The sequence below is a fragment of the Roseovarius sp. THAF9 genome, assembly GCF_009363715.1.
Classification (GTDB): Bacteria; Pseudomonadota; Alphaproteobacteria; order Rhodobacterales; family Rhodobacteraceae; genus Roseovarius.
This window is the reverse complement of the sequence record NZ_CP045404.1, coordinates 1,823,067-1,837,267: the sequence shown is the minus strand read 5'-3', so window position 1 is coordinate 1,837,267 and position 14,201 is coordinate 1,823,067. Positions and strand designations below refer to the sequence as shown.

Genomic DNA, 14,201 nt, shown 5'->3' with positions numbered 1-14,201 from the left:
TTCATGGCCCATGTAATTGACGCCCGTTTCACTGAAGGCAGCCTCATGCGGCATGTGTCCATCATGTCGCTGACCTCCAGCCTTGGGCTGATGGCCATTTTCGCGGTCGACCTGATCGACGTGCTGTTCATCTCGATGCTGGGGCAAGAGGCGCTGGCCGCTGCCGCCGGCTATGCCAGCACGGTCATGTTCTTTGCCAGCGCCATCAATATCGGCCTCTCCATCGCGGCGGGTGCGCTGGTCGCCAACTCGCTGGGCGCGGGCAAGGATCTGCCGGCGCGCGAACACGCGTTTTCCGCGGCCATGTTCGCCATCGCCTTCGGCATTCTGGTGCCGCTGATCATGCTGCCCAATCTCGACCTGATCCTGGGGCTGATCGGCGCCGACGGCGACGTGGCCGAGCGTGCCAAGAGCTACCTGTGGATCATCCTGCCCAGCACCTTCATGTCCGGCATCGGCATGACGGTGGTCGCCACGCTGCGCGCCTATGGCGACGCGCGCCGGGCCATGTATCCCTCGCTGATCGGGGCCATCGTCAACGGCGCGCTCGACCCGCTGCTGATCTTCGGCCTGTCGATGGGGCTGGAAGGCGCGGCCTGGGCTACCGTGGCTGCTCGCATGGCCACGATGCTACTGGCGCTCTGGTTCGCATGGCGTGTCCACGACGCCTTTGCCGTACCGCGCACGCAATGTTTCGCCTATGACATCCGAGAAGGCATGCAGATCGCGGCGCCCGCAGTGCTTGCCACCATCGCAACGCCGGTCGGCGCGGCCATCGTGACCCGCGAAATGGCCAAGTACGGCACCGATGCCGTCGCGGGCATGGCGATCATCAGCCGCATGATCCCGGTGGTGTTCTCGGTAGTGCTGGCGCTCTCGGGCGCCATCGGCCCGATCATGGGGCAGAATTTCGGGGCAGGGCGGCTAGACCGGGTGCGGCAGGCGTTCTTCGACGGCGTGATCTTTGCCGGGTTCTACGTCGTGCTGATCTCGGGGCTGCTGTTCGTCTTCCGCCAGCAAATTGCCGATCTTTTCGGGGCCCAGGGCATGACGCGCGAGCTGATCGTGCTGTTCTGCGGGCCCATCGCGCTGGCCAGCTTCTTCAACGCGGTCATCTTCGTGGCCAACGCATCCTACAACAACCTTGGGCACCCTAGCTATTCTACTTGGATCAACTGGGGCCGACAAACCCTTGGCACGATACCATTTATTCTGGTTGGCGGTGCGCTTTACGGAGCGCCGGGTGTGCTGATCGGCCAAGCGGCGGGCGGTGTCCTGTTTGCCGGAATTGCCACCTGGCTCAGCCTCTGGATGATCACCGACCAGGCCCATCCGATGCGCCAACTGACCTGCCGCTTCCAGTTGCAGCGCCGGATGCACGAAATGTACAATCGCACGGCCTAGACCCGGCGCGCGTAATCGCTCATCACCAGCAGACCGCCCGCAATCGCCCAGTTCTTGACGAAGATCGACATCTGCCAGCCATCCTCGGGCTGGAAATGGAAAATGCTCGTCACCATGCAATAGACGCTCAGCGCCAGTGCGACCCAACGCGTCGCGTATCCCAGCAAAAGCGCCAGACCGGCCACCGCGTTGAACAGCAGCGCGGGCCAGATCAGCCAGCCGGGCAGGCCCAGATTGCCCAGCAGCGCCATACCTTGCTCCGGGCCCAACGCTTTCTGCACCGCACCGGCCAGAAACAGCACCGCGATCAACGTGCGGCCCACGCGCAGGATCACAGGCGTTCCGGTCGGGGTGGGGTCTGTCGCGGCCATCAAGCGTCTCCTTGGCGTCGTGTCCCGGTCCATGCGCGGATACAGGTCATCTGGCAATCACGCAAACCCGGAGCGAGAAGTTTCCAACCCTGCATATCTCGACACGTAGTAAGCGCATAATCAGTATTATGTTAAAACATGAAATACTCCAAAAGATATGCAGAGCGCCGTAAAACACTTGCGTGTCCAGAGGTTGGCCGAGGGCCTTCATCTGCGAGCCCCGCTAGTTATCCTCGATGCCACACTCCCGTACAGAGTGCCACACCCCGTAAGTCTCACTCGACACCGCCGTATGTCACGGTCTATGACGTAGCGGAAAGGACGCGCGCAGAATGACTTCCATCCTGATCCTCAACGGGCCAAACCTCAACCTGCTGGGTACACGCCAGCCCGAAGTCTACGGCACCACGACGCTGAATGACATCGAGGCCCAATGTACCGAGGCGGCCCGATCGCTCGGCCTGTCCCTCGCCTTCGCCCAATCCAATGCCGAGGGCGCGATGGTCGACATGATCCACGAGGCCCGCGGCACGCATGACGGCCTTATCCTCAACGCCGGCGCCTACACACACACCTCCATCGCTCTCATGGACGCGATCTCCAGCACCGAAATCCCCACGATCGAGCTGCATCTCAGCAATATCCACGCCCGCGAAGAGTTTCGTCACACCTCCTACATCGCAAAGGTCGCCCTCGGGGTGATCTGCGGTTTCGGCGCGCATGGCTACACGCTGGCGCTTCAGGCCATGGCCAACCACCTGGAGGTCGCGACGTGATCTCCACCGCGCATCTCAACACGCTGCTGAACGCGCCCAGCATCGAAGAGCTCTGGGACATGCATGTTGCGCAAATGGCCGATTACGGCTTCGACCGGGTGATCTACGGCTTCACTCGGTACCGTACGTCGACCTCGCTGGGCGATCCGGACGATTTCGTCCTGCTCAGCAACCATTCGCCCGAATACATGGACACGTTCATCGGCGACGGCCTCTATCACCACGCGCCAATGGTCCGCTGGGCGCTGGATAACGAAGGGGCCTGTTCCTGGCGGGTCATGGCCGAGATGCTGGAAACCGATACGTTGACAGCACAGGAACGCAAGGTGGTCGACTTCAACGCCTCCATGGGCGTGACCTGCGGCTACTCGATCAGTTTCAAATCCATGTCGCCGCGGACCAAGGGCGCCGTCGCGCTCACCGCACATGCCGATCAGGATCAGGCGGCCTGCGACAAGCTGTGGGACAAACACGGCGAGGACATCATACTGCTCAACAACATCGTGCATCTGCGCATCCTCACCCTGCCCTATGAGGCGCCGGGCCGGTCCCTGACCAAGCGCCAGAAAGAGGTGCTGGGCTGGGTTGGCGACGGCAAAACGATCCAGGACATTGCGCTTCTGATGGAACTGACACCGGCCACGGTGGAGAAACACCTGCGCCTCGCGCGCGAGGCCCTGAGCGTCGAAACCACCGCCCAGGCGGTGCTCAAGGCCGCGTTCCAGAACCAGATCTTCGTGCTCGAAACCTGACATCGCGACGCCCCTGCGCGACAGATTGTTTCAAATTTACCCCCGCTGCTTGTCGGATTTTACCGCCCGGTAAGGATTCCCTTACTTCCCCAAGTTGACCTTACGTCGCATTATGGGGATGTTCCGTGAGTGGTGGCTTTTAGGCCTGGGAACATGGGTCGGACGTCTCTGCGATATCAGGGAAAAACCGGCCTGCCGGTCTCACCGGAGGCCGGTCGGCTTGCCTATTGATCGGCTTGCCGGCCGGAACTGCCTGCACCGTCTCATCCCGTTTCAGGTGCCAGGAATGACGGTGTCGTCCGCCCGGGCGGCACCGTTTTTCGTGGGGCCCCTGTTTGCGGGCCCCTACCCGTCCAGATACGGAAAGTAATCCTCGCAGCCGCCTTCGCGATACACATCCGCCGTACAGCAATGCAGCCCGCCGCCGAAAGCATAGGCGTCGCGCAACTCGACCTCGACCACGTCCATCCCAAGACGGTCCATCTGTTCGGCTTGGTAGACCTCGGATTTCTCCACGCAGACTGTCCCCGGGTCCAGCACCAGCACGTTCATGCTCAGCCACACCGACGAATAGCACAGCGGCGGCGGCGCGTTATGCGCGGGCTGCGCGGCGTCTACGATCTCCCAACCGTTCGCCTCGAACATCTTGCGCTGGTCCTCAGGCAAGCGCCGCTGCGGGTTGTTCAGGATCAGCCCCGGCCGCAGAGGTGTGAACGTCGCGTCGATATGGATCGGGTACGGATCGCCCGGAAAGTTGACCGCGTGCACGCGGTGCTCCGGGAAATGCCGCCGCAGCCACTCGATCCCCTTGAGGTTCGTGGTGAACCCGTGCTGCACCACCAGGTCACGCCCGAACCGCAGCACATCGGCGGCGTCGAAGAGCGGCTCTTCCTCGGTTGTGACAAAAAACTTCTCGGCGGCCCATTGCAGGCGCTTTTCATCGCCGATCTTCTCCGACAGATAATCGGGATGATAATCCGCATCGGTCAGCCGAGGCTTCGGCGCGGACTCGTGGCGGAAATTCGGGTCCTCCTCCCAGTATCTCTGCATCAACGGCCGGTAATTCAGATACTCGAACCACCGACAGCGATAAGACATCGTCGCCTCCAGGATCTCGGACCCCACGGTCAACAGAACATCGCGCGGCGGCATGCAGCCGAACTGGCTGGCCGTGTGGAAATCCGGCGTCGTCACCGGCTGGCTGTGGTCGATCGGCACGGGCCGGTCCACCCGTATGCCGCGCGCCTCCAATTGTCCGGCGAACCGATCCAGCAATTCATTCGCCCGGTCGATCGTCTCCTGCGGGCGGCGCCCCCACTGCCCGCGCATATCGCTGTCCTCGGGCACCTTGGCGTCCAGCGCCGGTTCCTCGGGCGGGATGTGGCAATCATCCGCCCGCCCCACGATCACGTGCTTCAGCGGGTCCCATTCGTTCCACGAATTTACAATCGTCTTCTGCGCCATACCGGCCTCCTTTACGAAACGAAGACCGCGCGGCCGCCGATCTTCCGACTGCCCCGGCGTACAGGATGTAATGAAAGGACAAGGCCACCCGGCCCGGCGACGCCATCGCCTCTGCCCGGCTTCGATCTAAAGCGTTTCGCTAAAAACCTGAACAACAGATTTTCGCGAAACGCAGTGCTTCGCTAAATCGTTGCACGCGTTCCGCCTTTGGCAGATGCCTCAGGTCAAAGGCGGAACGCTTTAGCAACAACTCTTGCGTCGAACCAAGCAAAAAACGCGCCCCGATCCCTCGGAACGCGCCCATTTTCCTCTGGCCGGAAATATCCCGGGGGGTGCGGGGGGCTGGCCCCTCGCTTTGAACCGGTAGCCCGAGGGGTTGGCCCCTCGGTCCCACGGTCAAAGCAAACTCAGCCCTGAGCCGCCTTGGCGACTTCCTCGGCGAAGTTCTCTTCCTTCTTCTCGATCCCCTCACCCACTTCCATGCGGATGAAGCCGGTAATCTCGGCGCCCGCTTCAGCGGCGGCGGCGCCGACGGTCAGGTCGGGGTTGATGACGAAGGACTGGTTCACCAGCGTGATCTCGGACATGTATTTCTTCATGCGGCCCTCGATCATTTTCTCGATCACCTGCTCCGGCTTGCCGGATTCGCGGGCGATGTCGATCTGCACCTGGCGTTCCTTGTCGACCACGGCCTGGTCCAACTCCGCCTCGTTCAAAGCGGCGGGGTTGGTGGCGGCGATATGCATCGCGACCTGACGGCCGAACGCCTCGTCACCACCTTTCATGGCGACCAGCACGCCGATCTTGCCCATGCCGTCGGTGGCGGCGTTGTGGATGTAGCTCACCACCGTGTCGCCCTCGATCTTCTCCATGCGGCGCAGGCCCATGTTCTCGCCGATCGTGGCGATCTTGTCGGTGATGGTGTCGGCCACGCTCTTGCCACCGATCTCGGCGGATTGCAGCGCGTCGATATTGGCCACGCCCACGGCAGCGGCGGCAATGTCACCCACCATCTTCTGGAACTCGGCGTTCTTGGCAACGAAGTCTGTCTCGGCATTCACCTCGACGGCAACCCCCGTGCCCCCGGTCACGCTGACGGCCACCAGGCCCTCGGCGGCGGTGCGGCCGGATTTCTTGGCGGCTTTCGCCAGGCCCTTGGTGCGCAGCCAGTCAACGGCGGCGTCCATGTCGCCATCGGTTTCGGTCAGCGCTTTTTTCGCGTCCATCATGCCCGCGCCGGTCTTGTCGCGCAGCTCTTTCACACTTGCAGCTGTGATCGCCATCTTGGCTCTCCTCAAATCTTGGGGCTGTCATGGGCGCGGCATAGACCGCGCCCCTTATAGATTTTGTGACAGGCTCAGCTGTCAGCGGCCTCTTTCTTGACCTCTTCGCTGGACTCGATGTCCAGCGGCGCCTCTTTGGCCATGGAGTCGTCGTGCATCGCTTCGTCGCTCGGCGCGGACGCTTCCGCTGCCGGGTCCGGCGCTTCGCTCACGGCTTCCTCGGTCGGGGCTTCTTCCATCGCGCCCACGTCGATACCGGCCGCACCCATCTGCGCCGACATGCCATCGAGCGCCGCGCGGGACACCAGGTCACAGTAAAGCGAGATCGCGCGTGCCGCGTCGTCATTGCCGGGGATGATGTAATCGATGCCATCGGGCGAGCAGTTGGTGTCGACCACGGCCACGACCGGAATGCCCAGCTTGTTGGCTTCCGCCACGGCCAGCGACTCTTTCTTGACGTCGATCACGAACAGCAGATCGGGCACGCCACCCATCTGGCGGATGCCGCCCAGCGACGCGTTCAGCTTCTCCTGGTCGCGCTCAAGGCCCAGGCGCTCTTTCTTCGTCAGGCCCTCGGCGCCGCCTTCCATGATCTCGTCGATCTCGTTCAGGCGCTTGATCGACTGGCTCACGGTCTGCCAGTTTGTCAGCGTACCGCCCAGCCAGCGGTGGTTCATGTAATACTGCGCGCATTTTTCAGCCGCCTCGGCTATCGGCGCGCTGGCCTGCCGCTTGGTGCCGACGAACAGCACGCGGCCGTTCTTGGCCACGGTCTCGCGGATGACGTTCAGCGCCGCGTCGAGCATCGGCACGGTCTGCGTCAGGTCCATGATGTGGATGCCATTGCGCGCGCCATAGATGAACTCGCCCATACGGGGGTTCCAACGCTGCGTCTGGTGGCCGAAGTGAACGCCAGCTTCAAGCAGCTGACGCATGGAGAACTCTGGAAGAGCCATGGTCGTTTCCTTTCCGGTTTGCGCCTCGGTACGGGATGAGAAGCGAATGCTTCAACCGGTGGACCTCCGGGGATGTCTCCCCCGACAAGCCCGCCCATACCTGCGGATTTCAATGCCGCGCACTTAAACCAAAGCCGATCGCTTTGCAAGAGCGTTGTTGAACAGGCGTCTCGCTGCGCATCGGGGACGCGCGCCCCGGCCTATTTTGCGCGGTCCAGCTTCTTGCGGGCCGCACGGCGCACAAAGGCTTCGGCATCGCTCGCGGCGATCTCCTGCAACCGGTCCATCGCCGTCTTGTCGCCGATCCGCGCCAGCGCCTGCGAGGCGACCTTGCGGATCTGAGCATCATCTGCCGCCGTCATCTTGACCAGCTCGCCCCGCGCCTTGGCGCCGCCCAGCCGGCCAAGCGCATCCGCCGCAGCAAGCCGGCCGCCCTCGTCCAGCTTGGGCAGCGCTTTCAGGATCGGTTGAACCGCCTCCTTCTTGCCCATCCGCCCCAGCACGAACATCGCGCGGGTCTTGCGGGCATCGGGAGCCTTGTCCTCTTCGATGATCCGGACCAGCGCGGCCAGGTCCTCGGCCGTCGCCTTGCGGGCCAGTTCTTCCAGCGAATGGCCACAATCGGTGGCCAGCATGCGTTCGGCAATGTTGTCTAGCTCTGCCATTGTCGCCTCCTCAGCATTCCTCGACATCGTCGTCGTCGTTGATGTTGTCGCATTGCGTGTTGTTCAGGTTGGGCAGCGCGACATTGATGTTGTTGGTGCCGCACCCGGTCATCAGGTTCGTCAGGTCGCAATTGTCGTCGCTGTCGATATGAGGATTGTCCCCGACAACATGGGTCAGCTCATGCACCCAGGTCCAGGGCGAGGCACCCGGACCCACCCAGAACCCGCGCCGGTCAGGCGGATGCGCGGCACAGCCGAACGGGCTGGGGTTGTTGACGTAATACCCTACGATATTCGCCCCCAGGTTCCGGCCAAGGTCGAACAGTTCGTCCTCGTCGTCGCTCACGCTGTGCCCGCTGCCCCGGCAATCGTCCTGCTCGAAGACCAACAGCCCGGGGTTGTTCACGGTGATGCTGTCCGTGGGATAGATCCAGACATCGCATTCGTTCTGGTAAACGTCATTGCCGTTGTCGAGGTCGCGCTGGATCTGGGGCGTGGCGCCCTGGATCGTGACCAGCGCCACCTTGACGAAGGGCATGTTCTGGATGCGGTCCATCTGCGCCAGGACCGACCGGTTACGGGGATTATCGTTGGCATAGACGCCAAGGATATCCTCGCGCAGCGACAGGCGCCCGGTCTTGTCCAGGCACGAGTCCGCCACGTTTCTGATGCTTGCACTCATGTCCTGGCCTCCTATTGCAGGTTGACCAGAACCGGGATCAGGCCGGTGCCCTGCTCCAGCGGTGCCAGCGCCTTGCCCAGCACGGCGCCGAAAGCACGGTCGCGGTCGACGGCCTTCATCGCGTGGCCCGGCATGTCCGCCGGGGTCAGAAGGTCTCCGACCGCGACCGGCGCCATGCGCGCATCCACCTTGCAATAGACCTTGCCGACCAGAGCGATCGGCATCCGGTCCTCGATGTCGCGGCGCTTGTCCATGACGATCCCCGGCTTGAAGTCCCCGGCGCCCGAGATCACTCCGACGACCCTCGGATCATAGCCGCGCTCGCACGGCACCAGCGATCCGTCATCAGTCAGGGACATGACCGTGCCGGGGCTCGCCTCGGCCACGGCACAGGCCGCCACGTCGAAATCCTCGGCGAAATCGGCGTTCTGCATGATGATGTCACCGGCGTCGCCATTGATATGGATCGTGGCCTGGTTCAGCGTCGTGTTGTCCCCGTCTGACGCGAACACCACGATGTCGCCGTCGGCGCCATTCCCACCGATCCACATGTTGCCGCCGCCCGCGTCCAGCCGGATGCGGTTGTCGCCGTTGTCAGCCTGCAGCGTGATATCGCCGTCGGCGCCATTGCCGCCTGCGCGGTAGTTTCCGGAATCGCCGCTCATGTGGATGGTCGCCGCCGCAGTCGACTGGGTGCTGGCGCCGCTGGGCAGCAGAACCAGGTCGCCGTCGGCGCCATTCGCCCCCAGCCACAGGTTGCCGCCGCCGGCATCAAGATGAATACGCCGCTCACCACTGTTCGAATTCAGCGTGATATCCCCGTCCGCGCCATTGCCACCGGCGCGATAGTTGCCCGAGTCGCCGCTCATGTGGATCGTTCCCGCCGAACCTGACTGGCTGGTCGCCCCGGCGGGCATCAGCACAAGGTCCCCGTCGGCGCCGTTGCCGCCCAGATACGCGTTGCCGCTGCCCGCATCCAGATGGATGCGCCGCGTGCCGTCATTGGCGTTCAAAAGCAGGTCACCATCGGTGTTGTCACCGCCTGCCGAGATGTTTCCGGTGTTCGAATTGATCGAGATAGCCATAGAAATGTCTCCGTAATATCAGAGGTTTGGCGCCAGTCTGGGTGGCTTGGAAAATGAATGCTTAAAAATATTTACACTGGGCCGGCGGCCCGCTGATGCAACAACGCCCAAGACCGACACTCGCGTCATAAGAGTACCACAACCGCCCGCTTCGCGCAATTATTGCCAAGAGCCCGCTGGTAATCCGCAAGAGCCGCCTTCAAGCCCTTGGCCTAAAAGCACTCTTCTCTCAACCGGATCTCCGCCAGCTCCGGCGCGGTGCTTCGCAGCATGTCGTCCAGCGCCTCGGTCCCGACCGGCGCATAGAACCATTCCGCATCATCCCAAACCACCAGCCATCTTGCGCACCAACTCGTGACCGCGTCCTCCGGCGACAGATCCTCGGCCCCGCTAGCCGCCAGTCCCCATTGCCAATCGCCCTGCGCCCCGTGCCGGTCGAATGCGGGCCCTGTCACCTCGAAGGCCGAGATATCGAAAGGATGCGCATAATCGGGATCCAGTATCGCGCCTCGCATCCAATCCTCCGGCATCCCGATCCGGCCCGCATAGGCCTCCAGCAGCCCCGGCAGCACATGGTCCCGCCGCTCCCGGCGCACCCGCGCCTCCTGTCCCGACAGGTTCGCCACCGTGTCGAGAAATGCAAAGCCCCCCTCCCCCGGCGCCGCGCTGAGGTTCACAAAGGCCGAAAACACCTCCGCCCGCCGGTCCTCTTTTGTCGCTTCGGTGAACCACGAGGCCGGCAGGTTCGCGGCCACCGCCGCCGCCACCAGCAACGCCAGTACGGGTTTGAGCGGAATGCGAAAGCGGCGGGTCTCGTTCATGCCGCCACCCTACGCCGCGTCACCGTGCCTCGCAAACCGCTTGCTCTCCCCGTTCCCGGCGGTGCAAATGACCGCATGACGCCTCCGCCCGACATCCTCTGTATCGGCTCGGTCCTGTGGGACATCATCGGCCGTTCCGCTAGCGCGATGCGCCAGGGCTCGGACGTGCCCGGCCGCATCACCCGCGGCCCCGGCGGCGTGGCGCTCAACATTGCGCTGACCCTCTTGCGCTTCGGCTTGCGCCCCGCCCTGCTCAGCGCGGTGGGCCGCGACGCCCCGGGCGAAGAGCTTCTGGCACTCTGCACCGCGCGCGGCATCGACACATCCCATGTCTGGCGCTCGTCCGAGTTGCCGACCGATCAATACATGGCCGTCGAAGGTGCGAATGGCCTCATCGCAGCCATCGCCGACGCCCATTCGCTCGAAGCAGCCGGAGACCGCATTCTCGCACCGCTGCAAGACGGCACATTGGGAAGCGCCGCCGATCCACATACCGGGCCCGTCGCGCTGGATGGCAACCTGACCACCACGCTGCTAAGCCAGATCGCCCACGACCCCGCCTTTGCCGCCGCCGACCTGCGCGTCGCCCCGGCGTCACCCGGCAAGGCCGAACGCCTGCTGCCCTTCCTGCAAACCGGGCGCGGCATCCTTTATGTGAACGTTGAGGAGGCCGGCATCCTCTGCGGCCAAGCTTTTGCCTCCGCATCCAGCGCAGCGCAGGCCTTGCGCGACCGGGGCGCCGCCCGCGCCATCGTCACCAATGGGGCCGACACCGCCGCCGACGCCCATCCGGGCGGCCTTCTGACCGGCCAACCACCACCTGTGCTGGTCACGCGCGTCACCGGCGCCGGCGACACCTTCATGGCCGCCCATATCGCCGCCGAGACCCGTGGCGAGACGCCCGAATCCGCCCTCGACCACGCGCTTCAGGCCGCCGCCACCCACATTTCCGGGGATATCGCCACATGACCACCCTGCCCCTGCAATTCTCGCCCGAGGTCGCCACCGCCCGCGCCGAGGCGCGCCCCATTGTGGCGCTCGAAAGCACCATCATCACCCACGGCATGCCCTATCCAAAGAACCTGGAAACGGCGTGGCAGGTCGAGGATGCGGTGCGCGACGCCGGCGCGACCCCCGCCACCATCGCCGTGCTGGATGGCCAGCTGCATATCGGCCTCGACGAAGGCCAGCTTGAAACCCTCGCCAAAGCGCAGAACGTCGCCAAGCTCAGCCGCGCCGACCTCGCGGTCTGCCTGGCCACCGGCGGCACCGGCGCCACCACCGTCGCCGCCACCATGATTGCCGCCCACGCCGCCGGCATCGCAACCTTCGCCACGGGCGGCATCGGCGGCGTGCATCGCGGCGCGGAAACAAGCTTCGACATCTCCGCCGACCTTCAGGAGCTGGCGCAAACCCCCGTCACCGTGGTCTGCGCCGGGGCCAAGGCCATCCTCGATCTGCCCAAGACGCTGGAAGTGCTGGAAACCCTCGGCGTGCCCGTCATCGCCTATGGACAGGACAGCCTGCCCGCCTTCTGGTCCGCTACCTCGAACCTGCCCGCCCCCCTGCGCCTCGACGATGCGCACGCTATCGCCCGCGCGCACCTGAGCCGTGCCGCGCTCGGCCTGCCAGGGGGACAGCTTGTCGCCAATCCGATCCCGACCGCGGCCGAGATCCCCGCCACCGAGATCACCCCGATCATCGAGAACGCCACGCGCGAGGCCACGGCAAAGGGCATCACGGGCAAGGCCGTCACGCCATTCCTGCTCGACCGAATCTACACCCTGACCGAAGGCCGCTCGCTCGACGCCAATATCGCGCTGGTTGTCAACAATGCCCGGCTTGCCGCGAAAATCGCCATCTGCCTCACCAATGAGCGTCAAAGCGGCGCTCGGCGCTGAAATCCGTTGTAGCGCCCCCTTTTAGCGCCTAGATATCGCCAGACAGAACCCCGAAGGCGCCAATGAACACCCCTTTCGACGAAGACCCCCCGCCGCCGCCCAAGAAACCCGGACGGTTCGCTGGGCTGCGCGCCAGCTTTCTGACCGGCATCGTGGTGATTGCGCCGGTCGTTCTGACCATCTGGCTGATTTGGACGCTGGTCGGCTGGGTCGACGGGTTCGTTCTGCCCTTCGTCCCGGACACCTATCAGCCGGAATACCTGATCAACCGCTTCGTTCTGGGCAACACCCGCCCCGACGATGCCGATTGGGTCAGCTTCAACATCCGCGGCGTGGGCGTGATCGTCTTCCTGCTCTTCACGCTCATTGTCGGCTGGATCGCCAAGGGCCTGATCGGCCGCTCGCTCATCCGCTATGGCGAAAGCCTTGTCGACCGGATGCCGGTGGTCCGCTCGATCTATTCCGGGGTCAAGCAGATCGCCGAAACTGTCTTTGCTCAGACCGAACGCAGCTTCGAGAAAGCCTGCCTGATCCAGTACCCCCGCAAGGGCATCTGGGCCATCGGCTTCATCTCGACCCAGGCCAAGGGCGAGGTTGTCGAAAAGGCCGAGATGTCGGGCGACCTGCTCAGCGTCTTCGTGCCCACGACGCCGAACCCGACCTCGGGCTTCCTATTGTTCTTTCCGCGCTCCGACGTGATCGAGCTCGACATGTCGATCGAGGACGCGGCCAAGCTGGTGATCTCCGCCGGGCTGGTTTATCCGGGGCAGAACGGCAAGGCGATCCCGCACGACAGTGAGCACTGAAAGGGTTACCGGCGGGTAAATGCGGCAACCGGTCTCTTGATCCGCGCCGAACGCGATTTTCGCACCGTTGCGATACCACCGAAATACCGACGCGATACCGACATCCGCTTTTGGCCTGTCCGGCACCGTCAACCATGCGGCGGCGACTCAGCCGAACATCGCCTTCAGATCTACAGTATCGCGCGTCCCGACGGCCTCGAAATCCGTCTCCAGGAACCGCTCTGCCGCCGCCATACCGGCGCGTTTCAACCGGTCCAGCACCAGCGGGCTCGGCACCAGTTTCGTGGCCACCGACAATTCCCGCATCAGGTCGTCATCGGCGATCATGTGCACCCTGACACGTTTCATCGCACCTTCCGCGATGGTACCGGCATCAATCAGCCCCTGCACGAAATGAACCGCCCGCAACTCCCGCAGAAGCGCGGCGTTAAAGCTGATCTCGTTGATCCGGTTTTGAATCTCCTGCGGCGATTTCGGCACCTCTTCCCGCAGCAGCGGATTGATGTTGACGACCACGATGTCGTCCGGCAACTCCTTGCGGTATAACGGAAAAAGCGCAGGATTCCCGCTGTATCCCCCGTCCCAATAATGCGCGCCATCAATCTCGACCGCCTGGAACAGCGTCGGCAGGCAGGCCGAGGCCAGCAGGCTGTCCGAGGTGATCGCATCGCCCTCGAACACCCGGATCTTGCCGGTATGCACGTTGGTGGCGCCGACAAAGAATTGCGGCTCGCAGATCTTGCAGACCTTGTCATAGGCGAACCTGTCCACCACCCGCCGCAACGGGTTCACGTAGAACGGACCATAGGCATAGGGCGAGATCGCCCGGCTGGCCGCATCGGCCAGCGTATAGACCGGCGACAGCTCCAGCACGTCGCTGAACGTGCCGATCCCCGGCAACCGGCCCGCCATCCACCCGGGCAGGCGAAAATCCTCCACCGCGCCCATCTGCGCCCAAAGCCAATCAAGGTTCTCGCGCGCGCCGTCTCGGCCCCCGGCCAACAGCCCGGCCTTCAGCGCCGCCCCGTTCAGCGCCCCGGCCGATGTGCCGGAAATGCCGGCGATTTCAACCGCTTCCTCCTCCAGCAGCCGGTCCAGAACACCCCACGTAAACGCCCCGTGAGCGCCCCCGCCCTGCAATGCCAGGTTGATCCGTTTGCCGCTCACGTCACCCGCTCTTCTTCTGGCCATAAATATCCCGGGGAGCCCGAGGGGCTGGCCCCTCGGCCCGTCCC

At 63.9% G+C, this 14,201-nt stretch carries 15 protein-coding genes; 6 read left to right on the top strand and 9 right to left on the bottom strand.

Going from position 1 to position 14,201, the window contains the following annotated elements; all coding sequences use genetic code 11:
* Positions 1–3: 3 nt before the first annotated feature.
* Positions 4–1,404, top strand: a complete 1,401-nt coding sequence (locus tag FIU86_RS09075; protein WP_152474789.1) for an MATE family efflux transporter — start codon at positions 4–6, stop codon at positions 1,402–1,404.
* Here FIU86_RS09075 and FIU86_RS09070 read toward each other — a convergent pair.
* Entirely contained in the window at positions 1,401–1,775 is a 375-nt protein-coding gene (locus tag FIU86_RS09070) for a DoxX family protein (RefSeq protein ID WP_152474788.1), read from the bottom strand. The two genes, FIU86_RS09075 and FIU86_RS09070, sit on opposite strands and share 4 nt — an antisense overlap.
* 332 nt (positions 1,776–2,107) lie before the next feature.
* Here FIU86_RS09070 and aroQ point away from each other — a divergent pair, with 332 nt between their 5' ends.
* Entirely contained in the window at positions 2,108–2,551 is a 444-nt protein-coding gene (aroQ, locus tag FIU86_RS09065; protein ID WP_152474787.1) for a type II 3-dehydroquinate dehydratase, read from the top strand.
* On the top strand, positions 2,548–3,303 hold the full coding sequence (locus FIU86_RS09060) for a LuxR family transcriptional regulator (RefSeq protein ID WP_152474786.1): 756 nt from the start codon (positions 2,548–2,550) through the stop codon (positions 3,301–3,303). The genes aroQ and FIU86_RS09060 overlap by 4 nt, the downstream gene beginning before the upstream one ends.
* Positions 3,304–3,648: 345 nt before the next feature.
* Here FIU86_RS09060 and FIU86_RS09055 read toward each other — a convergent pair whose 3' ends face one another.
* The 7 genes from FIU86_RS09055 to FIU86_RS09025 form a co-directional block, all read right to left on the bottom strand.
* The gene (locus tag FIU86_RS09055; protein WP_152474785.1) at positions 3,649–4,767 is read right to left on the bottom strand and encodes a serine/threonine protein kinase; all 1,119 of its coding nucleotides are present in this window, start codon (positions 4,765–4,767) and stop codon (positions 3,649–3,651) included.
* A gap of 407 nt (positions 4,768–5,174) precedes the next feature.
* Entirely contained in the window at positions 5,175–6,050 is an 876-nt protein-coding gene (gene tsf / locus FIU86_RS09050; protein WP_152474784.1) for a translation elongation factor Ts, read from the bottom strand.
* 74 nt (positions 6,051–6,124) lie between these two features.
* Positions 6,125–7,006 carry a 30S ribosomal protein S2 gene (rpsB, locus tag FIU86_RS09045; protein ID WP_152474783.1) on the bottom strand — a complete coding sequence of 294 codons (882 nt, stop codon included), beginning with the start codon at positions 7,004–7,006 and terminating at the stop codon, positions 6,125–6,127.
* A 200-nt stretch (positions 7,007–7,206) separates the two neighbouring features.
* Positions 7,207–7,671 (bottom strand): HEAT repeat domain-containing protein, encoded by a 465-nt coding sequence (locus FIU86_RS09040; RefSeq protein WP_172977475.1) that lies wholly within the window; start codon positions 7,669–7,671, stop codon positions 7,207–7,209.
* A gap of 10 nt (positions 7,672–7,681) precedes the next feature.
* A complete protein-coding gene (locus FIU86_RS09035; RefSeq protein WP_152474781.1) occupies positions 7,682–8,353 on the bottom strand; it encodes a hypothetical protein in 672 nt (223 codons plus the stop codon).
* Between the two features lie 11 nt (positions 8,354–8,364).
* Positions 8,365–9,438: a hypothetical protein gene (locus tag FIU86_RS09030; RefSeq protein ID WP_152474780.1), complete on the bottom strand. Its 1,074-nt coding sequence runs from the start codon at positions 9,436–9,438 to the stop codon at positions 8,365–8,367.
* A 212-nt stretch (positions 9,439–9,650) separates the two neighbouring features.
* Positions 9,651–10,259 (bottom strand): hypothetical protein, encoded by a 609-nt coding sequence (locus FIU86_RS09025; RefSeq protein ID WP_152474779.1) that lies wholly within the window; start codon positions 10,257–10,259, stop codon positions 9,651–9,653.
* Positions 10,260–10,334: 75 nt separating this feature from the next.
* On the opposite strand from FIU86_RS09025, the gene FIU86_RS09020 reads away from it, so the two are divergent.
* From FIU86_RS09020 to FIU86_RS09010, 3 genes are all read left to right on the top strand, one after another.
* Positions 10,335–11,228: a PfkB family carbohydrate kinase gene (locus FIU86_RS09020; protein WP_152474778.1), complete on the top strand. Its 894-nt coding sequence runs from the start codon at positions 10,335–10,337 to the stop codon at positions 11,226–11,228.
* The gene (locus FIU86_RS09015) at positions 11,225–12,160 is read left to right on the top strand and encodes a pseudouridine-5'-phosphate glycosidase (protein ID WP_152474777.1); all 936 of its coding nucleotides are present in this window, start codon (positions 11,225–11,227) and stop codon (positions 12,158–12,160) included. The genes FIU86_RS09020 and FIU86_RS09015 overlap by 4 nt, the downstream gene beginning before the upstream one ends.
* Before the next feature lie 62 nt (positions 12,161–12,222).
* The gene (locus tag FIU86_RS09010; RefSeq protein WP_152474776.1) at positions 12,223–12,966 is read left to right on the top strand and encodes a DUF502 domain-containing protein; all 744 of its coding nucleotides are present in this window, start codon (positions 12,223–12,225) and stop codon (positions 12,964–12,966) included.
* Between the two features lie 147 nt (positions 12,967–13,113).
* Here FIU86_RS09010 and FIU86_RS09005 read toward each other — a convergent pair whose 3' ends face one another.
* Positions 13,114–14,157 (bottom strand): patatin-like phospholipase family protein, encoded by a 1,044-nt coding sequence (locus tag FIU86_RS09005; RefSeq protein WP_152474775.1) that lies wholly within the window; start codon positions 14,155–14,157, stop codon positions 13,114–13,116.
* Positions 14,158–14,201: the final 44 nt, after the last annotated feature.

Excerpts from the sequence above, each read along its gene's own strand:
- FIU86_RS09070 (WP_152474788.1), bottom strand. The coding sequence starts at position 1,775 with ATGGCCGCGACAGACCCCACCCCGACCGGAACGCCTGTGATCCTGCGC.
- FIU86_RS09030 (WP_152474780.1), bottom strand. The coding sequence starts at position 9,438 with ATGGCTATCTCGATCAATTCGAACACCGGAAACATCTCGGCAGGCGGT.
- tsf (WP_152474784.1), bottom strand. The coding sequence starts at position 6,050 with ATGGCGATCACAGCTGCAAGTGTGAAAGAGCTGCGCGACAAGACCGGC.
- FIU86_RS09010 (WP_152474776.1), top strand. The coding sequence starts at position 12,223 with ATGAACACCCCTTTCGACGAAGACCCCCCGCCGCCGCCCAAGAAACCC.
- FIU86_RS09005 (WP_152474775.1), bottom strand. The coding sequence starts at position 14,157 with ATGGCCAGAAGAAGAGCGGGTGACGTGAGCGGCAAACGGATCAACCTG.
- FIU86_RS09015 (WP_152474777.1), top strand. The coding sequence starts at position 11,225 with ATGACCACCCTGCCCCTGCAATTCTCGCCCGAGGTCGCCACCGCCCGC.
- FIU86_RS09055 (WP_152474785.1), bottom strand. The coding sequence starts at position 4,767 with ATGGCGCAGAAGACGATTGTAAATTCGTGGAACGAATGGGACCCGCTG.
- rpsB (WP_152474783.1), bottom strand. The coding sequence starts at position 7,006 with ATGGCTCTTCCAGAGTTCTCCATGCGTCAGCTGCTTGAAGCTGGCGTT.
- FIU86_RS09040 (WP_172977475.1), bottom strand. The coding sequence starts at position 7,671 with ATGGCAGAGCTAGACAACATTGCCGAACGCATGCTGGCCACCGATTGT.
- aroQ (WP_152474787.1), top strand. The coding sequence starts at position 2,108 with ATGACTTCCATCCTGATCCTCAACGGGCCAAACCTCAACCTGCTGGGT.
- FIU86_RS09075 (WP_152474789.1), top strand. The coding sequence starts at position 4 with ATGGCCCATGTAATTGACGCCCGTTTCACTGAAGGCAGCCTCATGCGG.
- FIU86_RS09035 (WP_152474781.1), bottom strand. The coding sequence starts at position 8,353 with ATGAGTGCAAGCATCAGAAACGTGGCGGACTCGTGCCTGGACAAGACC.
- FIU86_RS09020 (WP_152474778.1), top strand. The coding sequence starts at position 10,335 with ATGACGCCTCCGCCCGACATCCTCTGTATCGGCTCGGTCCTGTGGGAC.
- FIU86_RS09025 (WP_152474779.1), bottom strand. The coding sequence starts at position 10,259 with ATGAACGAGACCCGCCGCTTTCGCATTCCGCTCAAACCCGTACTGGCG.